This is a genomic window from Legionella pelazae (assembly GCF_052527395.1).
This window is the reverse complement of record NZ_JBNVZS010000015.1, coordinates 1-18,250: the sequence shown is the minus strand read 5'-3', so window position 1 is coordinate 18,250 and position 18,250 is coordinate 1. Positions and strand designations below refer to the sequence as shown.

Below are 18,250 nucleotides of genomic sequence, written 5' to 3'. Positions count from 1 at the left end.
ATCAGATTTATTATTAGATTTTGCAACGCGCTATAGCTTATATCTTTAGCTACACAATTTTCTTATAAGCGTTATTTATCTAGATAACCATGAATTTAACTACCATCTTGAATTTAAGCGCTGCGTAAAATCACCATTTGGATCTCTATCATTATCAACTAATTGTTTTAATTTTTCCTGAACATACTCTAAACACCAATTGAATTTTTCATGAGGATAATTCCTACAAATATATTCATAGGCTTCCTTACATCTTATTGGTGTTTTATAACTTTCTGAGATTATTGGTATAGAAAATATATTCTCATAATCACTAGAATCTTCTGATAAATACTTATTACGCTTAATCATGTTAGTATAGTTTGTTTGCTCTTCTAATGTGTGATGCGTGAAGAAAGGTGTCATACTGCTTCTTTCTATGCTGATAATTGGATCTCCTTTCTTTTCTTGAGTTTGTTCTTTAATGATATCTAATAAAACTTTTTGCTTACTAATACGCTTAATAAGATGATCTTTGCCATCTGAAAAGTAGACTTTGTCCACTACTAAAGTTAATTTATCAAGTGCGCCACTACATAAAAAAAAGTCTCTCAGTACTACAGCTCCTCCGATTATAGGATAAGCATCTACTGTCAATAATATATTAGTTGGAAGAGTGCTTAAGAGAATATTATTTTTTGCACTCAATGAACCTACTACAACAAAAGTATGAGGGATATTTTTCCCAGATAATTCCTTTAGGCCACAAATATTTATTTGAGTACCCCTAGGTAATATGGCTCTTAATAAAGTTGCTAGCACATAGGCATGTTGATCACAACATCCTGATAAACTTAATACAGCTACAGCAGCATTTCTTTCAATATGACTTCTATGTATTTTGTACTCTGTGGTTGGTATATGATAAAAAAACCTCTGCGAATGCCCAATTTTGTACATTTCAAACCAATCAGATTTTTGAGCTTTTTTAGAGTCCTCATTGTAGATATCGTGATCGGTTCGACTCAAATAAAGCCAGTTACTTCTGTATTTCCCAGCGTCTATTGAGCGACCTTTATTTTCTTTAATATCAATCCAGTTATTTTCAGAGCCAAGAGCAAGTAACATTTTTGTGATCTTTGCAGTTGCATCACATAACTCGATTAAGCTCAAAGAAGTTACATTTAATTTTTTACTTAATCTATTATCTACCATAGAGTTTTTATATTTTAGACTTTTTTTAATTAGATATTCTGAAGTAGACATGGCTTCATCCTATAAATGAGAATCAAATATAATATAAAGGATACTTATTAAAAATTTATTTTTGCATTATTAAAAGGAAATTTATGTTTAGATTATTTTCGACCTCAGACAATGCTTCCGTTATTTTGTCATCCAGGCCCATCAAAAAAAATAGGAGAATAGTTGTTGCAGATTTATAGCATGGATTTTCCTGTCGCATAATTTTTAAAAATCTGCTATAGAAAGATTGATAGTTACATTAGCTTGTTGAAAGAAATGAATGATTTTCTCTAAATCTTCTTGATTAAATCCTAAATCTAAGAAGTCTTCTAACAACTTTGATTCAAATTGTTTTGATTGTTTATCGGCCTCTTTCTTTATATTTTTTAACAATTTTTCTTGAGCTTCAGTCTTAGATAAAGGAGGGAACTTTTCCTCTTTATGTTGCATATCTAAAACCTTTATTTACGCTTTACTATAATAAACAATTATAGCATCGTTTCTGATGGTAAATATTTATACGTATTCCATAAATAAAAACCATTAAATTTAATTACCAAACGAAGCTTAATGAAATTAATTCTATTCAAAAATGCTTGCCTTCTCTATTTTTCTCTAGTTTATAAAGATTAGTAATGTCTATAACCCCTAAAAATAAATGCAAATTATCTAACTAAACAAAAACATCAAAACAGAAGTGTTTGTATGTTCATTGAAGATTTGGAGAGCGAGCATTGATAGCCCTTGATAAAATAAATTTTAATAAATCTGGTTAGCACCTTAATTAGACTTATAGCTTTTTTGAAATAAATTAGGCCTTAATGAAATTGTACTTTTTCATCTGTATCCATATCGGTAGTTTAATTAAAATACTAATGCTTAGTTCAGAATCTTTTTCAAAAAGAGGGCAGACTCTAACAATTCAATAAATGAGGAACTTGATGTCATTACAGATAAGTTAAATAATAGGCCCCCGCAAAAGCTTAGGGTACAAAATTCCTGACTTTATACTTAATGTTCCAACAGATACGAGAGGAAAATCGTCTTACTGTCAAATAATATAGTGAGCAATTAAAGCAATAGATAAGGTATAATTATCGACAAATATTCTGTTTGGTTAACAAAAAGCAGCTACAATAATATGTTAAATTCAGCCTCGCAAATTTATAAATTTGGTTAGCAAATCAAACTTAGAGAATTAAATAACTATGTCTTACCTCCATGATTTATGCAAGCTACACAATAAGGTTTATCTAAACAATAATTTTGTTTACTAGCTGAAATGATAATACTTAATTATTTTTAGAGCGATTTAAAAATTTTAAAGCTTTACTTCTCTAATGTGATAAAATAAAAAACATTATTAAATTATATAGAGGCATGATGTTTAAATTTAAGTCTGATCCACTCTTTTTTCTTGATAAATATTTAAAGCCAGCTTTAGCTGCAACAGCTTACATTTTTCTTGCTAAGCAGGCTCTAAAAAAGGACATTTATGATGAATCAGTTGAAAAGAGAATCCAGGCCTATACCGAGCAAGAAGCTATTTCAATGGATATAAATCCTGATGAATTGAAGAAATTCATGGATTACTATTGCCAGTTATCAAGAGATATTCAAACTCAATTACAAAATAGGAGCGAGCTGTGCAATTATGAATTCTCATCTGCAGAAATAAATGCTTTAAACGATCTTCAACAGAAGTTACCTGAGTTTTCTAAAACTAGAACTTTAAATGAAGTACAAAGCTTGCTTTTTAGTAATCCAGACCTATCGACTAAGTTGCTTAGCTGGGGACGTTCAATAATTTCTGAAACAAATAATAAAATATTTAAGTCAATTAAAGATTTAAGTAACAGAAAAGCTGTGTTGAGCACTGATACCGTTTTGAATGTTTTAAATAGGATTTGTGAAACTACTTTCCCTAGTATTAATATAAATTATTATCTTACTGCAGAGATGGCAAAAGCAATTTCTGCTTGCACGAGAATGGAACTTGATTCAACAAAAATTAATAACATAAAGTAGTAAGGAATAATATCACAAAAAATTATGATAAATTATTAATTTTAAAAAGTATATTAAACAGATTCATAACTTTTAAAATTAGTTGGATTTATCGGTTGAATCCGCGGTTGAATGTAATACTTTAAGTCTAATGAGATCTAGTTAAATTAAATTTAATCTTTTGCACGAGAAGTTGATATTATTTATTTGAATACAGAAGCACTTACATTACAGCACATTCATGGAGGGGCTTGGCTAGTAGGTGAACATCTTATCCCCTTAGAGAATATTTATTATTTTGTAATACCTCCTTGCCAACTTCTTCTTTAAAAAATCCAAAATGACTATTAACAGATAGGCGAGGTAAAGACATCGAGACCTGAATAAGTTGCTCTATTTCGCTATAGCCCATAATGTAGGCAATTTCATGAGGTAAAATAGGCAGAATCTCTGCTGTATCAACGGTTAGTCCTTTACTTTCAATGAAGGCTTTTGCTCTGGTTACTACCTCTTCTTTCCCGGAGTTGTTAGCAATACTAATTAATCTCTCACTATTTAATTGGCAAGCCTTAAAGCAGGAGGCCCCCATTTTCAATAAGCAAGAAACAACATTCCTATGGCCGTTTTGTGCAGCAGCGAAAAGTGCAGTTTCGTCATCAACTGTAGGTTGATTGATGAGCTCTTCAACTTCCGCTTCACTTAAATTTTTGATCAAGGCGGTAATTGTATCCTCATGGCCACTTTGTGCCGCAGCATAGAGTGGTGTTGGACCAGTTTGGTAGGGCATGTAGGCCTTACCTAATACTTTTAAGGTATTAATTACGGCTTCTTGACCCTTTAGTGCCGCAACATAAAACTGTTTAAAGTATTCCACCAATGAGAGGGCAGGGAAGGTTGTATTGATCGTATTTAAAGCAGAGTGAAATAGCAAGTTCAGGGGATCTTTATATTGCAGAGTTTTCTCCATTGCCTCTGGATTTTTGTTTACTACCTCCTCAATTAAATCGATGGGAGGGATAGCATTGGCCTTTTTTCCTCGGTTAACTTGACTAGGTGATGCAGATGCGCTGCCTGTTGCTGCTGGATCCTGTGAGCCAGGTGCTATAGGTAACTTAGATGACTTGTTACTTTGTAAGTGTGTATTTTTAAGGGCTTGTGCTTGGTTATATAGGCCTTGCTGTTCAAGGAATATCACGCGCCGCCTCCATTCTGCCTCAGACGATTGAGTGGGTGTGCTTTGAATATGCTCTTGATCGTTGCTGTTGTTAATGGCTGCAATTAATTCCTTGAATGCCTTATACATGTAACGAATGTCTCTTGCGTAGGGTTGATGAATAGAAACAGACACTTTTGCTCGTGTAACGGCGACAAAGAGTTCATTAAAGGCAGTACTGTTGCGAACACTGCCTTCAGTGCTTTTAGCAACCCCTGCGTTTTGCATATCACATGCTCCAATGACAGGATCGGCTGCCCTGTACATATCTTGCTCTAAAAGGCGATAAAGTAAGACATGGTCGTATTCAAGTCCTTTAATACTCTCTGGGGTAAAGACACGCTCACGGCCAAATAAAGCGGCGGCCTCATCTAATAATTCAGGACTGGTAATCACAGCAAACTGCGCATTGTTTTTGTCATTGATAAGTGGGTTAAGTTCTGCTTCTTGCTCAAGCCAATAAACATGGCCTGCTTGACTTAAGGCAGAATTAGCTTCAACATGCACCAATTCATTTTTATCTAAAAACTCTCTGCCGCCTATGGCTTGATATTTAAGCCCCAACACTCCATTAGCAAGTGCAATAATTTCTTTTGGACACCGGTACGATGCGCCTAACTTCACCACGGTGGTGATATCTTTTTCATTTTTTTGCCAGTAAACCGAGCGAATAAAAGGAACCGTGGTCTCACTACCAAACAAACGCTGATGATCACCCACACAAAAAATAACCCGCTCTGATTGGCTAGCCAGTGAACTAATTTGGCAACGGGATAAATCTTGTGCTTCATCAACCACAATGAATTCATATTCTTGTGCTAACTTAATCGGTTGGAACGCTAAATCAATGGCCTTATCATGGACAAGCTTGGCTAGATAGTTTTCATAGACTTGCCATAACCACTGTCTTGCGTCTGGCTGAGGAAATAAGGAGAGCTTACTGGTGACATGTTGCATGTAGTTATCAAATGATCTGTAGCCTGACATGGTGTGTAGTTCTTGATACACTAAAGGCGCTTCTTTAGCACTCACCGGGAGTGCTGCTTTTTCGCCTTTCTTTAATTTAGCTTGCGTGTCTAAGTATTGCTTAAACCAATGAACAAATTCCGTTTCGCCTTTGAAAGCCGCAGCACCTTGGGTGTCTTCATATATCATTTGCGGTGTTTTAAAAACCACTGACTCAGGGTTAATGTCTGGAAAATTGGCACAAAAGAAGTGCCAATCTTCAGATAAAAAATGAATTAAATTAACCGATTTGGCTATCACTAAAACAGGCTTTTGCTCTGACTTATATTCAACAGCTTGTTGAATATTATGCCAAACAATCGATACTCCAACGCTCGTTTTACCAGATCCCGGGGGGCCGGTAATTACGGCTGGCATCAATTTCATGCCAGTTAGTTGGGCCTGCTCTTGTCCTGAATCAAATACAATAAACCTTCTACCACAAAATTCAACTCGATTTGATATTTCAATATTAATATCTTCAGTCACCATCTCATTTGGGCTAGCTTGAGGTTGTTGAGTGTTTTCAACTAAGTCATTGAAAACAATTTCTTCGCTTATGGTTTTGGAAATTTGTCTACTGAGCCATCCCTGTGGCTTTTCTTTTAACTTTATATACTCATGATTAAGTAAGATATCAATTAACAACCAAACCTGGCCTGCAGGACTGGCAACAGGGCACAAAACAAGACGGCTTTTCTTGTTCATGCGAATTGTGTAGATAGGTTGTTCATCGAACTTGCCGTGGAGTTTCTCTAAATTTAAACCCTTCTTATCCTGTTTAACTATAAAGCGGCTTAAAGCCTTTTTATACAGGGCAGATTTATCGTTAAATTTTTTAGCTAATTCAGGCCGTATGAGTATCTTTCTAGGCATTGCTTATTAAGTATGTTTAAAAAAAAGACTGATTGTAGCATAAATACTTAAAATAGGGCAGCAGTTTACTAAAAATATAAAATTTGGCCTTTTTTAGGTATTTAATATTAAGACAATTTTATATTTATACCGATCCATAAAAGCAAATACAAAGATCGATTTTTAATGTAAAAGCCACTTATGAACGCATTTGTTTTTTGCAGCGAAGTAACCATTAGAAATTTAATTTAATAGGGAAAACTGGGGCCAAAGACAACCAAGTTAGCTCCTTATTTAGCTTAATTTAAGTCCATCTCAATTAAATCTGATAACCCCAATTATCAGATTTAATATTGAAAATGTATATATTTGTCACTCTACTTTAGATTATTAATAAGCTCTTTTAGTTTTTGTTTTTTACTATGAGAGTAAGAGTCGTTTTCAAGAAGGTCATTGGTTGAACATATCTCAATATAATTCTTTTGTAGCAGTCAAAAAACTTACTTAGAACAAAGTTTTTTTATAACTAAAAAATACGATTTTCCAAGCTAGCAGCTTCATCAGCGCCTAATCTTTCTAGTTCGTTCTTAAGCTTGCTCCCCAGTAACTCTAAGAACCCTGGAATATTTTTCTGTACACTTTCTCTTGTTCCTGAAGCTGCTTCAATTAAATTTTGGTTGGTTATTATACAGGAATTAATTTCCCGCAATAATTCCTTTGGATTAGTCATTTTTTTTGAAGTAGTTTGACATCTAGGATGTAAAAAAAGTTTAACCAGATTTTGATTTATCTCTTTGAGGCTCTCCTGGTTTATTTCTACACTATCAGAATAATATATAGGGGGCGCACTAAAAGTAATATCGATTTTTATTAATTTTTCATCTACTTTACTAGTACTTAAAGAAAACATTGATTCCTCTACTTTAGAACTCTCATCCTCACAAAAACTAAACGAGAAATTTTTCAGCGTTCCGTTTTCATTCAAACCGATTAATAGATGCGAATCAAACTCCTCAGCATCGTAATAACAAGCAGATATTACACCATTATATGCACAGAATTTTATAACTGTTCTAGATACAATATTACCATTAGGAAAAAATCTAAGCATAATTGCTAGTCTAAATTGAAAAATTATAAAATAAGGGTAATAAAAAAGCACTAATTATAAAAGATATAATATTTGTTGAAGAAGTGCTTTAAAAGGGCTGTTTTCTAGCTTGAGCAGTTGCGTCTAGACACTATTTTTGGGCCTTTTGGCTTTTAACTTCGAGTTCCCTTTCTTGGTGGTTGGGAATGTAATATCTTAAGTCTGATATAAAAATAAATCAGACTTAGTAGGTATTTATTGACACCCTGTACCATCAATTCACTAAAATCTATTGTTATCTAGTTTTATTTCTTTTAGGATTCGCCAGCTTACAAAAGCAAATCAATTTAATTTAATCATATTAGTGGGATAAATTAATAACTAGTATTTGAGGATTTATATGTTTAATATGTTCAATTTTTTTCTAAGAACGGATCAAACCAATTTCAAAGCTTAGCGTTTACTTCCGCCAACCCTACTTCAAATAATGTTTTCCGTGGAAGTGTTAATGAATTTTTAAGTAAAGAAATTAGCCCTTATGATATTAAGCGTGTCGAAGTATATGGCAACAAGGTATCAGATGGCGTCTATGATAGTTCTCTTCAAATTTCTCCAATAGAACTTAAAGCTTTTATGAATAAAATCGATGAAAATAAGGTTAAAGAGCTAAGTTTTGATGGATGCACACTTTCTCCAGAAGCAGGGTCTACTATTAGTGAAGCAATAAAGAAGAATAAAACACTTGAATATCTTGAAGTATGTTCAAGCCAGTTGGGTAGCATAGGTATGATGGCTGTTTTATCAGGATTAAAAGAAAATACTTCAATCAAAACCTTTCGCGCAAGGAGTTACAATGTAGAAAGTTATTATTGGTCTCACAGAGAATTGAATTCGCTTGCTGAAGTCATCACAAATAATTCAACGCTCGAAAAAATAGAATTACCAAATAATCAGTTGAATGACTTCTCTGATATTACTACTCTATCTCAACCTTATAAAGAGATAAAGCATAGACTTTTGGCTTCTATTTCAGGTTTTGAAGTAAGTAAATCAAGTTATGTTCCCGATATTTGTGCTAAAAACATGGAAGCTTTAGATGAGCTTAGCCAAGATAGATTCATAAATAGACATTATTAAAATATTTATCAGAAAAATTTTAATTCTGTAAATATAGTAAGTGAAGCAATTAATAAATCTGGTTATAAAATTAGCCAGATTTAACGTTTCTATGGTAGATTCAAAGATAGTGGCTATATTTTCCCCTTTTCCATGTAATATTAGCTAGCTATGAAATTGCAGAAACAATTTTCATCTTGAAAAATCAAGTAATTTTTATTTCTAATTCTGGGAGCATGTCTAGATTAATACAAGAATATAAATACTCACTGCTCACCTGCTGTGTGGTAAAATTAATAAAAAAATTTCTCATTTCGCATTCAAGTTGAAATTCTAGTCTTTTTACAAGCACATTACTTTTGAAAAGATAGAAAAATACATTTCAGGAGGTTTTTCCATCTCATGTAATTGCATGGCTTCTTGAATAAATAACTTAATGTCATCAGCTGATTTATCTGTTTTAGCCCAACTCCAGTGAGGAGCTAGCTCTTTAATCGATGCTTGCTCAGCTTCAAAATAAGGAATAACATCTATTAATTGCATTGGTCGTATAACCAACCTGGGTGTTTCGTTCTGAAAAATTTTGGTTTTCATCTCAAAGCCTAGATGTTTATATAGATAAACCTAAATCTGTAACGCGAATTTCAATAAGTTTGCCCATTACTTTAGTACTAAGGCGCTTTTAAACTAATATTGCTTTGCTTTAAATCTAATAATTCATCTAATGGCATACCTTACTGATTACTCTATTTTCTGTTATAAAAATTTCTTATTATAAAAATATCTAAAATAAATTATATGTTTTAATGGGTTTATTATCTGCCCTATTTAGGATATTAGGAAGAGCTATCCGTAAATACATTCAAAGAATTTTTAATACTGTTTATATGAGATCGCTTGTTTTTTCTTTTGCAAAAATCAAGGTTAAGTCATTTTGCAATTAATGGAATAAGTAACATTTTCTAAAGCTATTTTAAAAACATGGTTTTTTGGGACAATTGCTCTTTAAAACTATGAAAAATTAGCTCGGTAATCCTCGCAAATTTCTTCAATTATTTTTGTAACATCTGTGTCTTCAATTGGCCAGCAAACTGTTTTCCATAATGCCCAGCCCATAGCTCTAATCCACGTGTTTTTATCTAGATTGACACTCGTGCGAAATATTTCGCGGCTCTCGGGATCAAAAAAATTCCAAGCAATAACTAAATCACACGCAGGATCACCAATAGCCAGTTGGCCAAAATCAATAACTGCAGTCAATTGTCCTTTTTTGACTAGAATATTATTACACGCTAAATCGCCATGTACCCAAACAGGACTTTTCTCCCAATAAGATGATAATGCCTGCTCCCATATCCTTTGAATTAACAATTTAAGACTATTATCTTGTATGTTTTTCAGTGCATGACGCATTTCTTCATCATAAACGGATAATTGACCGCCTCGGTAAAAGTTATGAGCGCCTGCAACTGGCCCTCCGGTAGCATCAGCTTTTTCAAATTCATAGAGAAAGTGCCCTAACTCCTTAGCAAAATTATTAATATCTAAAATAGAAGCACTAGTTACTGTATCTCCCTCAATCCATCTATTTATAGACCAGTACCAAGGGTAGCTATTGCTAGGTTTGCCCAAAGCTAAAGGTAAAGTAACTTGGTAGATAACGTTTTTCGCCAAATGTGGTAACCATTTGAATTCTTTAAGGATTTGAGGTGAATATTGCTCAGAACTAGGCAAACGTATAGATAATTCCTTTCCAAGATGGAAGGTCCTATTGTCCCAACCACTCTTTTCTACCGGTATGATTGATAAATGCTGCCACTCAGGAAATTGTTCTTCAATTAGTGATTGAACCAAATTAATATCAATATTCATTCATTCTTTTCAATTTAACTTTATGATAGTTAATTTTACACTTAATGATTAGCTTTTTATTTAATTTATGTGGTTTTGGGACAACATAGAAGAGAAAGATTAAAATTTGCTTATTATTCTTAAAGCAAGAATATTAAATATCTATTAGTTTTTTTTCTGCATTATTAAGAACATTACAGTATTTATAAGGGATGGTGTGAAAATAGATTTAACTATTTTGTGAATCACATCGATTTGTTATGATAACCTCTACTTTGTAATTTTTACCGGTAAGAAATGATGCTCTCGTATTTTTTTGCAAGCAGTGCAAATCTGAGTAATAAAGAATTATTAGAATTAACACGCAAAAAATTTTCTACTCTGCCTACAACTGAGCTTGAAAAGATGATAAATGCGCCATTATTTCTTTTGAAAAGCCTTGACCCAAATGCACCAGATTTTGGTATAAGTTACGACAGAATTATTATTGGTACCATCATTATAGCTTTAGCTTTTGAGAGTGATAAATATGCGGACTCTCTATCATTATCTCGTTACTATCCTCTAACTTATTGGGCTCTTGCAAAAAAATGTGAATTAGAAATCTTACCGAGCCTTTTAATGTCCGGAGAAAAGGGGCTCAAAAAAGATCATCGATTACATCATTTCATTAAACATACAGGAAAAATGGCCTTAGAAGAAAAATCTATACCTTTAAATTCTAAACATTTGGATTTATATTTTTCTCATAATAATTCATTAAAAGAAATTTTAAACAAACGCTTAGCAAAATATAATCTTGATGGATTTAACCCAGAAATGGAACAACCTCAAAATTCTTTTAAGCCATGTAATTTGCTCTAATCTAGTCTAAGCGCTGCACGCTAATTTGGAGGGAATCGATTAAACTCCTAGATGCTTCAGAGTAAATTCCATCATAGATTTAAATATTTGTTTTTGGGACATACATCTGTCCTGCCAGCTTTCTAAATTAACCCCAAAAATTTTGTTCTAAATTGACCCTTAAAGCTGATTGCCTTATAGCTATGCTTTTTCATAATATTAAAATCTTTATTTTTTATCTCATATTGATAAGCATAATTGTATAATCGTTACACTATAATGAAAGTATATATATAAACTTTACAAAGTATTTTTTAGCACCTATAATAATAATATATTTGGAGACAATATATGTTAACCTCAGATAATTTAATGCAAACGTTAAAAGATCCCTTAAAAGAAATTGAAATCATTAGGCATGGTGCTCTTCCTGATGCTTTTGAAAAAATCTTAAAGTCAAAAAGCTTTGTAATGAAGGATGTATTTAATAGATTAAATATATCGGGCTCAACATATAAAACAAAGAAAAGAGAAAAAAAACTCCTTGACTCTTCATCTACCGAAAAGTTGTTACGTTTAGTTTCAATAATCCAGTTAGCTAGTAAAATTTTAGGCCCTTCTGAAGCTAAGAGCTGGTTATATAGAGAAATTGATTCTTTGGGAGGAAGTGCACCAATAGATCTATTAGATACGGAAGTAGGTCATAGACTAGTTGAACAAACCCTTCAACAAATAAAATATGGTATCTATAGTTAATGGTAAAATGGTATAGAGCAGGTCAATCCCAAATATCTGAATTAGTTTTTTCTGGTGAAGGTGGATTGTATGTTCAAGGTAGATGGAATCATAAAGGCAGAAAAGTAATATACTGTTCTCAGTCTATTTCATTATGTACTTTGGAATGGTTATCTCATAATGGGCTATCTGTATCTGGTTTTACATATTCTAAATATTCAATTGATATTCCTGAAAAGTTGATTAGGAAGTATGAGGTTCAAGATTTACCTATAAAATGGAATACATCTCCAGCAGGTGATGTAACAAGGGATTTTTCTGAGAAGAAATTATTTAATCAACAGAAATATATTGCTATTGCAGTGCCTTCTGTAGTTGTTCCTGAAGAGTACAATTTAATTATAAACCCTCTTCATGAAAAATTTTATGACCTGTTAAAAACAATAAAATTTCTAGGAACGTTCACTGCTCCTAAAAGATAGAGTTTACTAACCCTTAAGCCCTTTAACTTTTCAGACTTTGATTAATATACAGAGTTTGTGGACTAAATTTAAGGGTGAATTTGAGATTTCTGATAGATCAATTGATGAGTTCATAAAACCCATCCGGCCTGTTGACTTTTATGTTCAAATTAAGATCAATTTAACTAACAAGAATTGGAGCCAAAAAGAAATTATCCTTTTGATGTTAATAGCAATAGCAGCCAAGCCTTGTTTATCCTAAAGCGATTTCACAACTATCAATTATTAAAGTGATTGAACAGGAGATAAGTCACCAAACATTTTATGAAGCAAGATGTCACGACAGTGGGCAGAGAATGTTAACCACGCCTTGGCTTTTGACGTTGGAAGCAGAAACTATCGCACGAATTGAGCGAAACAAAGGCGCGGTTTCTACTGTGGCGTCCTTAAAGAGTGTAAAAGCCTTTCAGAAAGAACGCGCTCCTTTATTGCCTCAGCCAATGACAAGCTCACAAAAAGAAGCGATGAGTGTACTGCTAACCAGCAAAGACCGCTATTTAGTTATTCAAGGTTATGCAGGTGTTGCAAAAACGTCCATGCTTGCAAAAGCAAAGTTAATTATTGAATCAGAAGGTTATCAGCTTCACGGTATTACTGTTGCAAGCTCTGCAGCATTTGAATTGCAAGAAAAAGCAGGAATAAAAACAGATGTTTTTCCGCTTGTGCATCAAGAGTTAAAATCTGAAAAAGTATAAAACTCAAGATGAAATTACAGTAAAAAATTTACTACTAATTGAAGCTTTCAAAAAATTCTATAATAAAAAAATTGATCGAGATAGTAAATTGAAGCTGGATGTAAGCACTAAAAACATGTCCCCAGAGAGTAATGTGATGAGTATTTTATTAGATAAAATAATTTTTGCTGATTTATTGAGTGTTTTGCTTCAAGCTGGTTACACGGTAGTTAACAGGAATGGTTTGTTTTCAATAGTAAAAAATAATCAACTCTTAAATGCACCTTTCTTTACCTTACTTAAGCGAATTGCCATAATCAAAGTGAAAGAATTTATTGAGATAAGGAACACATATCAAAATAATTATTAAAATTTAGCAAAGCTAAATTGTATTGTTAGCTTCTATTTTATTTATAGTGTATTTATAAAGCCTTATACTTCTACTACTCAATCTAATGAGGTAGTAAGTAAATTTGGATACTTAATGTTAAAGCTAAAGCATTGAGGTTGAATACTATGGCTAATGATAAAGATAATAATCTTATTTGGATTTTTAAGGACCTTAAAGAGTCATATGATAAACATGGAAAGATACTTTCTGACGCCGTGCTTTTAGGTGATGTCTATGAAGAACATGACTTTAACGGGGATTATGATTGGCTTTCTAGAGAATTAGTGGCTAATTACAACCTTGATGAACCTTGGCCTGAGCCACGAGAATTAACATTTGAAGAATGAGTTGAATGGTTACATTATCTTAGCCAGACTAAGTCGGATATAGAAAAGGACTAGTTGAGCAGCCAGAGATTGTTTACAGCTATAAAGACTGGCTTATCTGTATGCTTAAAGAAGGCGTGGCTTGCGATCCTCAGTAACCACTATTGATTTAGTAGTAGGTAAATTTGGCCGCATTTACTCGAATTTTCAGATGTATTTATTAGGTCTGGTTAGCCACTTTATCAGACTTATAAGTAGATATAACAGTTCTAAATAACTAAATATTGCTTACCAATTTTAATAGGGATAATTTTATTAATGATGAAGAAAACATTTTCAAAATTGGAAAGTCTTCCTATTGACGTTAGTTATTCTTTAGCAAGGATGTTAGATAATCCTAATCTAGCAAATCTATCTACTACCTCAAAATATCACTGTTTTCTATTTTCACCTCCTTTAAAAGCTAGACTTGAAAATAAAGTCATTGAATATCTAGATATTGGTAAATCAGAGCGAATAAACGATTTACTTCGAACACACTTAGAATTAAGAAATGACAATCAATTTATGGCTAAGTTTTTAATGCATCTTGCAGAACGTGGGAAATTTTGGGATGTGGAAAGAGAATTATTAAAAAACCCTGAGTTATTATTAGTACGACTAAATTTTACTGATATGTGGGGACGTACTTTTAAGAAGATTACGCTTTTTCAATATGCTTGGTGGTCTTTTAATTATTATCAATGTTGTTGGGCACTATACCATTTTAATAAACTTGATAATGGTTTTATTAAAGCAAGAGCACAGCTAGCTGAAATAGAGCTAACTGGCATAACGTATAGCACGGACATAAATGGTGTTATAAGTGAAAGCCAGGGAACAAAATATTTTGATATGATGCCACTTATGAAAATGTATTTAGAATATGATAATCAGCTCAATAAAGAACAAGCTTCAGAAAATATTCAATTAGCTGAAAAGCAATTACCAAATTTTATAAATTTTCTTCTACATGATTATACCATGGAATCTGATGGAAGTTTTTTACCTGGTAGGCATAATCTTCTGAAGGATTGTATTGAAGAAAGAGAGAGTTCTTTTGAAGAATATAAACAATTTTTAGAGAATCCGTTACCAGAACATAGATTATATGAATTCGTTGGGCATCATGCAATGCGAGAAAAATTACGAGAAGATGAGGCTTCTCATTTAAACTCTGTAAGTGACTCCTCAGATAAAAGCTTCTTTCAATGTAATATCATTTAGAAATGTTACAAAATTTTATTTCAAACCATACAAAAAATAGATTTATATATTTCAAAAAGGGAAAGAAAATTTATTATTAAAAAGCCATATTAAAGCGAATACTTAAAGGATAGAAGTTAAAGCATGCCTCGCTAAGTCTGATTATCTGAGTTATCAGACTTAATAGAGATTTTGGGGAATCTCACTCGAAGTGCAACAAATCCCTTCTGCAAGCCACTATTTCAGATCATCAAATAAAGCTTACTGTTAATAAGTCTGTAATATTATCACAGATTCAGTCAGCTAATTAATAATTTGCATGACTTAAATGCCACTGGAATAATTCAGTAGGCGTTTGATAATCTAAACATTTTAATGGTCTGTTGAGATAAGCGCTAATGCAGTAGCCTTTGCTGTTTTATTCTCATTTTTGATGGCAATTAAATAGCGTGTCTTTCCCTTAACGTCAGTAAGTTACCTTTGATACCTCGCTTAAACATCGTGAGGTCACCTTCCCAGTAGCCAAATTCAATACGTTCATTAATGGCTTGAGGTCGATTAGTAATAAGCAATTCACTAGGAAATCTTGATTGACGTGAATGACGCTTAATACGTAGCTTGTGCTTTCGCCTTAGGCATGAATAAAATCGATTACGAATGGCGTAATCACTATAAATATAGCGGTAAATTGTCTCATGAGAGATAAGCATCCCTACTTTATTTTCACGTTGTAAACGCCCTTCAATTTGCCAGGGCGACCAACCAATCGAGAGCTTTTCATGCACATAGCTGCGAAGTGGTTTATTACCATCTAACTTTGTTTGGCGTTTTCGTCGCTTTAAATAGCGTTTATGAGCGACTTCTGCTAAATAATAAGGCTTATTGTCAGCCCAGGTGCTAGCGAAGCTATTACGCTTTATCTCTCGATAAATCGTTGACCGGTGGACCTTTAACAAGGTTGCTCTCTTTGACTTAGTATAACCTTTAGCCAACAGTAGACTAATAAATCCTCTATCTAGCTCGGTTAAATGCTTATAGCGTTTTCCCATCTCTTTCCCCTCGTACAACTGATGATAGTTTAATCATCTGCCGCACTTCAGGAAAGATTCTGCCGTCAGCGATTATCTTGCTTTTTGAGGAAACCCAATAAATTAGACGCTGCAGGTTCTATTGATATAAAGCCAAATTTACCATTCCAGATTAAGTTGCCTGTTGTTTAGCTTTGATAGCACAAATTATTAGCTTCGATTAAAGCCTAAATGTTTAGCAACTCTGCTAGGGCTTTGATTATGGATAGTATACATCAATTCTTTGCTAGCCTTATCATCTAAGACAGCTAAAAACTGTCTACCAAAAAAGGTCTCTTTTTCATATTTGACGTTAAAATTAAGGCCTGTTAAGTTAAAGAGCTTTTCATTGATACATTGCGCAACATGCTTAGCATCTTCCTCATTAGCGCAATGGATAGCTAAGCTGTTTTCGCTGGAAGTATGTGCATTTTTCACTTGTATTATCATATTTGCATCGAAATTGCATAACTTAGCAATGTCTTCCTTGCTATATCCAAGGAACTTCTTTTAGGAAAAAGCCTATATTGCTCGCTAAAAAAAATGTCATAGCCTTCTTTCTTTGCGATTCCTTGGATCTCCTCACCTGTTATTGGTTTTGAATTAAAAAAGGTCATTGTTCTTAAGCCTTTATTTAGAGACTTTTCTATTAGCAGCCGGTTTATTTCCATAGTAAATGCTTTAAATACTAGCTCATCTTGTAAATTTATTGCTTGATGATTTTTATCACAACGACAAGTACGATCATTATTTATGATGTCATACTTTAAGTTTAATGAATCTAATAAATTAACAACTTTATTGAATTCAGCTAATTGCTCGTTCTCAATTATGATTGAAAGTTGAGTAGGACTCTTAAGAGCTGAAATCATGACTTTATATTTATTATCTTCTGCCTCGTTCTTACCCCACTCATTTTGAGTAAGTAATTCAAATAAGGCCAATTGTAAGTTGCGTGCGGCATTGACTAATGGATTCTGCTTGGCTAACTTTTTTTCTTTTTTTATTCTATTTAGTGCCTTCTGTTCAGTAGGCTTAACTCATCTTCTTCGCACTCTTCTAACCAATCTCTATTTAATTTTAAATAGCTATTTAGCATGGTAAACTCCTCTCCTAGCTAATAATAATTTATTAGCTTTTTTATCTATCTAGGCTACTTGATGTTAGCAAAAAAGCTAACAAATTCTAGCTGGAAAATTTGCTTTGAAAACGTAAACATTCTTCTTTTACATTATCTTCAAATTCTTTATGTTGCTTCGGGTAACATTCGTTCACGGTAATCTTCATAGGTTACTTTAGTACATTTAATTTTTCGTAACTTATCTAAATAAAAAACAGAACTGCCACAATCAGTAACTTTACTAGTTTTTTCTGGCGTTGATTTCATTTAATATCCCTTAACAATTTTAATTAATAAATATTCACTATGGTCATATTATGTACACATTTTTTTTAATGTCAAGCTATAAAGCATCTACGAAACTGTCATATATGCTTCTGTGGTGCTATTGAAAAAATAAATCTATAGCATAATTACTAAAGTTATAATCTATCAATGAGCGCTAAAATCCCATTAAATTCAAATAATGACATTCTCATGGCGAGGGAATAATGACTCCGTTGCAAATAATATAAAGCATTTAAAAAGACATATTTTGCCTAGCTCTTAAGGGTAGATTTCAAACAATTGATTAATGAAGGTCTTTTCATTTTGATTATCATAGAGCCACCTAGCAAATTGTTCTTTTCGAATAGCAAAGAACACAACTATATTAACACTGAGGCTGATGTAGCCTATGCACCAGTCGTTGGTAGCGGCCGTGATACTATTCTTAATCTTTTGCCAAACCAAAACACTCAAAATAGGCTTACACAAATACTTGCTAGTGCATTTGGCCATAATTTTAAGCTTTGGAATTCTCAGAAAAAAGAAGTTCCGTTCCATGTAACTATTGCACAAACTGATAAATTAAATCTTAAGCTTGCGAATATTAATAGTCATTTAGAAGGATTTAACGATGTTAGCACGTTAGCGATATAATAATTTTATTTTATAGAAACCCCAGTAATGGGTTTCTATAATTGAG

The 18,250-nt window shown here is 32.8% G+C and carries 20 protein-coding genes; 10 read left to right on the top strand and 10 right to left on the bottom strand.

The genetic code is table 11. The annotated features are described in order from the left end of the window. Positions 1–99 precede the first annotated feature (99 nt). Together ACQUW5_RS13155 and ACQUW5_RS13150 are read right to left on the bottom strand one after the other, a co-directional pair. Entirely contained in the window at positions 100–1,245 is a 1,146-nt protein-coding gene (locus tag ACQUW5_RS13155; RefSeq protein WP_444991726.1) for a hypothetical protein, read from the bottom strand. A 204-nt stretch (positions 1,246–1,449) separates the two neighbouring features. Beyond that, a complete protein-coding gene (locus ACQUW5_RS13150; RefSeq protein ID WP_444991725.1) occupies positions 1,450–1,674 on the bottom strand; it encodes a hypothetical protein in 225 nt (74 codons plus the stop codon). Positions 1,675–2,604: 930 nt separating this feature from the next. On the opposite strand from ACQUW5_RS13150, the gene ACQUW5_RS13145 reads away from it, so the two are divergent. Next, entirely contained in the window at positions 2,605–3,252 is a 648-nt protein-coding gene (locus ACQUW5_RS13145) for a hypothetical protein (protein ID WP_444991724.1), read from the top strand. A 250-nt stretch (positions 3,253–3,502) separates the two neighbouring features. On the opposite strand, the gene ACQUW5_RS13140 is transcribed toward ACQUW5_RS13145, so the two are convergent. After that, positions 3,503–6,325: an ankyrin repeat domain-containing protein gene (locus ACQUW5_RS13140; RefSeq protein ID WP_444991723.1), complete on the bottom strand. Its 2,823-nt coding sequence runs from the start codon at positions 6,323–6,325 to the stop codon at positions 3,503–3,505. Between the two features lie 505 nt (positions 6,326–6,830). Beyond that, a complete protein-coding gene (locus ACQUW5_RS13135; RefSeq protein ID WP_444991722.1) occupies positions 6,831–7,415 on the bottom strand; it encodes a hypothetical protein in 585 nt (194 codons plus the stop codon). Between the two features lie 612 nt (positions 7,416–8,027). On the opposite strand from ACQUW5_RS13135, the gene ACQUW5_RS13130 reads away from it, so the two are divergent. Then, the gene (locus ACQUW5_RS13130) at positions 8,028–8,531 is read left to right on the top strand and encodes a leucine-rich repeat domain-containing protein (RefSeq protein WP_444991721.1); all 504 of its coding nucleotides are present in this window, start codon (positions 8,028–8,030) and stop codon (positions 8,529–8,531) included. Between the two features lie 321 nt (positions 8,532–8,852). Here ACQUW5_RS13130 and ACQUW5_RS13125 read toward each other — a convergent pair whose 3' ends face one another. Together ACQUW5_RS13125 and ACQUW5_RS13120 are read right to left on the bottom strand one after the other, a co-directional pair. Further along, positions 8,853–9,104, bottom strand: coding sequence for a hypothetical protein (locus tag ACQUW5_RS13125; protein WP_444991720.1), 252 nt, complete (start codon positions 9,102–9,104; stop codon positions 8,853–8,855). A 417-nt stretch (positions 9,105–9,521) separates the two neighbouring features. After that, entirely contained in the window at positions 9,522–10,382 is an 861-nt protein-coding gene (locus ACQUW5_RS13120) for an aminoglycoside phosphotransferase family protein (RefSeq protein WP_444991719.1), read from the bottom strand. 384 nt (positions 10,383–10,766) lie between these two features. Between ACQUW5_RS13120 and ACQUW5_RS13115 the strand changes: the two genes are divergently transcribed. The 7 genes from ACQUW5_RS13115 to ACQUW5_RS13085 all read left to right on the top strand — a co-directional run bounded on the left by ACQUW5_RS13115 (position 10,767) and on the right by ACQUW5_RS13085 (position 15,117). Then, a complete protein-coding gene (locus ACQUW5_RS13115; protein WP_444991718.1) occupies positions 10,767–11,225 on the top strand; it encodes a hypothetical protein in 459 nt (152 codons plus the stop codon). Between the two features lie 330 nt (positions 11,226–11,555). Beyond that, the gene (locus ACQUW5_RS13110; RefSeq protein WP_444991717.1) at positions 11,556–11,960 is read left to right on the top strand and encodes an Xre family toxin-antitoxin system antitoxin; all 405 of its coding nucleotides are present in this window, start codon (positions 11,556–11,558) and stop codon (positions 11,958–11,960) included. Then, complete coding sequence (locus ACQUW5_RS13105; protein WP_444991716.1) at positions 11,960–12,421, top strand: RES family NAD+ phosphorylase; 462 nt, start codon at positions 11,960–11,962, stop codon at positions 12,419–12,421. The genes ACQUW5_RS13110 and ACQUW5_RS13105 overlap by 1 nt, the downstream gene beginning before the upstream one ends. A gap of 335 nt (positions 12,422–12,756) precedes the next feature. Further along, on the top strand, positions 12,757–13,155 hold the full coding sequence (locus tag ACQUW5_RS13100) for an AAA family ATPase (RefSeq protein WP_444991715.1): 399 nt from the start codon (positions 12,757–12,759) through the stop codon (positions 13,153–13,155). Between the two features lie 115 nt (positions 13,156–13,270). Continuing rightward, positions 13,271–13,504 carry a hypothetical protein gene (locus tag ACQUW5_RS13095; protein ID WP_444991714.1) on the top strand — a complete coding sequence of 78 codons (234 nt, stop codon included), beginning with the start codon at positions 13,271–13,273 and terminating at the stop codon, positions 13,502–13,504. A 146-nt stretch (positions 13,505–13,650) separates the two neighbouring features. Next, positions 13,651–13,872 carry a hypothetical protein gene (locus ACQUW5_RS13090; RefSeq protein ID WP_444991713.1) on the top strand — a complete coding sequence of 74 codons (222 nt, stop codon included), beginning with the start codon at positions 13,651–13,653 and terminating at the stop codon, positions 13,870–13,872. A 297-nt stretch (positions 13,873–14,169) separates the two neighbouring features. Continuing rightward, positions 14,170–15,117, top strand: coding sequence for a hypothetical protein (locus ACQUW5_RS13085; protein WP_444991712.1), 948 nt, complete (start codon positions 14,170–14,172; stop codon positions 15,115–15,117). Positions 15,118–15,536: 419 nt separating this feature from the next. Here ACQUW5_RS13085 and ACQUW5_RS13080 read toward each other — a convergent pair whose 3' ends face one another. From ACQUW5_RS13080 to ACQUW5_RS13065, 4 genes are all read right to left on the bottom strand, one after another. Further along, the gene (locus ACQUW5_RS13080; RefSeq protein WP_444991711.1) at positions 15,537–16,145 is read right to left on the bottom strand and encodes an IS30 family transposase; all 609 of its coding nucleotides are present in this window, start codon (positions 16,143–16,145) and stop codon (positions 15,537–15,539) included. 189 nt (positions 16,146–16,334) lie between these two features. Continuing rightward, positions 16,335–16,601, bottom strand: a complete 267-nt coding sequence (locus ACQUW5_RS13075; RefSeq protein WP_444991710.1) for a hypothetical protein — start codon at positions 16,599–16,601, stop codon at positions 16,335–16,337. Between the two features lie 8 nt (positions 16,602–16,609). Beyond that, entirely contained in the window at positions 16,610–17,107 is a 498-nt protein-coding gene (locus tag ACQUW5_RS13070; RefSeq protein ID WP_444991709.1) for a hypothetical protein, read from the bottom strand. Positions 17,108–17,409: 302 nt separating this feature from the next. Beyond that, complete coding sequence (locus ACQUW5_RS13065; protein WP_444991708.1) at positions 17,410–17,550, bottom strand: hypothetical protein; 141 nt, start codon at positions 17,548–17,550, stop codon at positions 17,410–17,412. 324 nt (positions 17,551–17,874) lie between these two features. Here ACQUW5_RS13065 and ACQUW5_RS13060 point away from each other — a divergent pair, with 324 nt between their 5' ends. Continuing rightward, positions 17,875–18,204, top strand: coding sequence for a hypothetical protein (locus ACQUW5_RS13060; RefSeq protein WP_444991706.1), 330 nt, complete (start codon positions 17,875–17,877; stop codon positions 18,202–18,204). Positions 18,205–18,250 lie beyond the last annotated feature (46 nt).

Bases quoted from the DNA above. Each gene is read 5' to 3' on its own strand.
- ACQUW5_RS13155 (WP_444991726.1), bottom strand. From the start codon at position 1,245: ATGTCTACTTCAGAATATCTAATTAAAAAAAGTCTAAAATATAAAAAC.
- ACQUW5_RS13150 (WP_444991725.1), bottom strand. From the start codon at position 1,674: ATGCAACATAAAGAGGAAAAGTTCCCTCCTTTATCTAAGACTGAAGCT.
- ACQUW5_RS13145 (WP_444991724.1), top strand. From the start codon at position 2,605: ATGATGTTTAAATTTAAGTCTGATCCACTCTTTTTTCTTGATAAATAT.
- ACQUW5_RS13140 (WP_444991723.1), bottom strand. From the start codon at position 6,325: ATGCCTAGAAAGATACTCATACGGCCTGAATTAGCTAAAAAATTTAAC.
- ACQUW5_RS13135 (WP_444991722.1), bottom strand. From the start codon at position 7,415: ATGCTTAGATTTTTTCCTAATGGTAATATTGTATCTAGAACAGTTATA.
- ACQUW5_RS13130 (WP_444991721.1), top strand. From the start codon at position 8,028: ATGAATAAAATCGATGAAAATAAGGTTAAAGAGCTAAGTTTTGATGGA.
- ACQUW5_RS13125 (WP_444991720.1), bottom strand. From the start codon at position 9,104: ATGAAAACCAAAATTTTTCAGAACGAAACACCCAGGTTGGTTATACGA.
- ACQUW5_RS13120 (WP_444991719.1), bottom strand. From the start codon at position 10,382: ATGAATATTGATATTAATTTGGTTCAATCACTAATTGAAGAACAATTT.
- ACQUW5_RS13115 (WP_444991718.1), top strand. From the start codon at position 10,767: ATGATAAATGCGCCATTATTTCTTTTGAAAAGCCTTGACCCAAATGCA.
- ACQUW5_RS13110 (WP_444991717.1), top strand. From the start codon at position 11,556: ATGTTAACCTCAGATAATTTAATGCAAACGTTAAAAGATCCCTTAAAA.
- ACQUW5_RS13105 (WP_444991716.1), top strand. From the start codon at position 11,960: ATGGTAAAATGGTATAGAGCAGGTCAATCCCAAATATCTGAATTAGTT.
- ACQUW5_RS13100 (WP_444991715.1), top strand. From the start codon at position 12,757: ATGTTAACCACGCCTTGGCTTTTGACGTTGGAAGCAGAAACTATCGCA.
- ACQUW5_RS13095 (WP_444991714.1), top strand. From the start codon at position 13,271: ATGTCCCCAGAGAGTAATGTGATGAGTATTTTATTAGATAAAATAATT.
- ACQUW5_RS13090 (WP_444991713.1), top strand. From the start codon at position 13,651: ATGGCTAATGATAAAGATAATAATCTTATTTGGATTTTTAAGGACCTT.
- ACQUW5_RS13085 (WP_444991712.1), top strand. From the start codon at position 14,170: ATGATGAAGAAAACATTTTCAAAATTGGAAAGTCTTCCTATTGACGTT.
- ACQUW5_RS13080 (WP_444991711.1), bottom strand. From the start codon at position 16,145: ATGGGAAAACGCTATAAGCATTTAACCGAGCTAGATAGAGGATTTATT.
- ACQUW5_RS13065 (WP_444991708.1), bottom strand. From the start codon at position 17,550: ATGAAATCAACGCCAGAAAAAACTAGTAAAGTTACTGATTGTGGCAGT.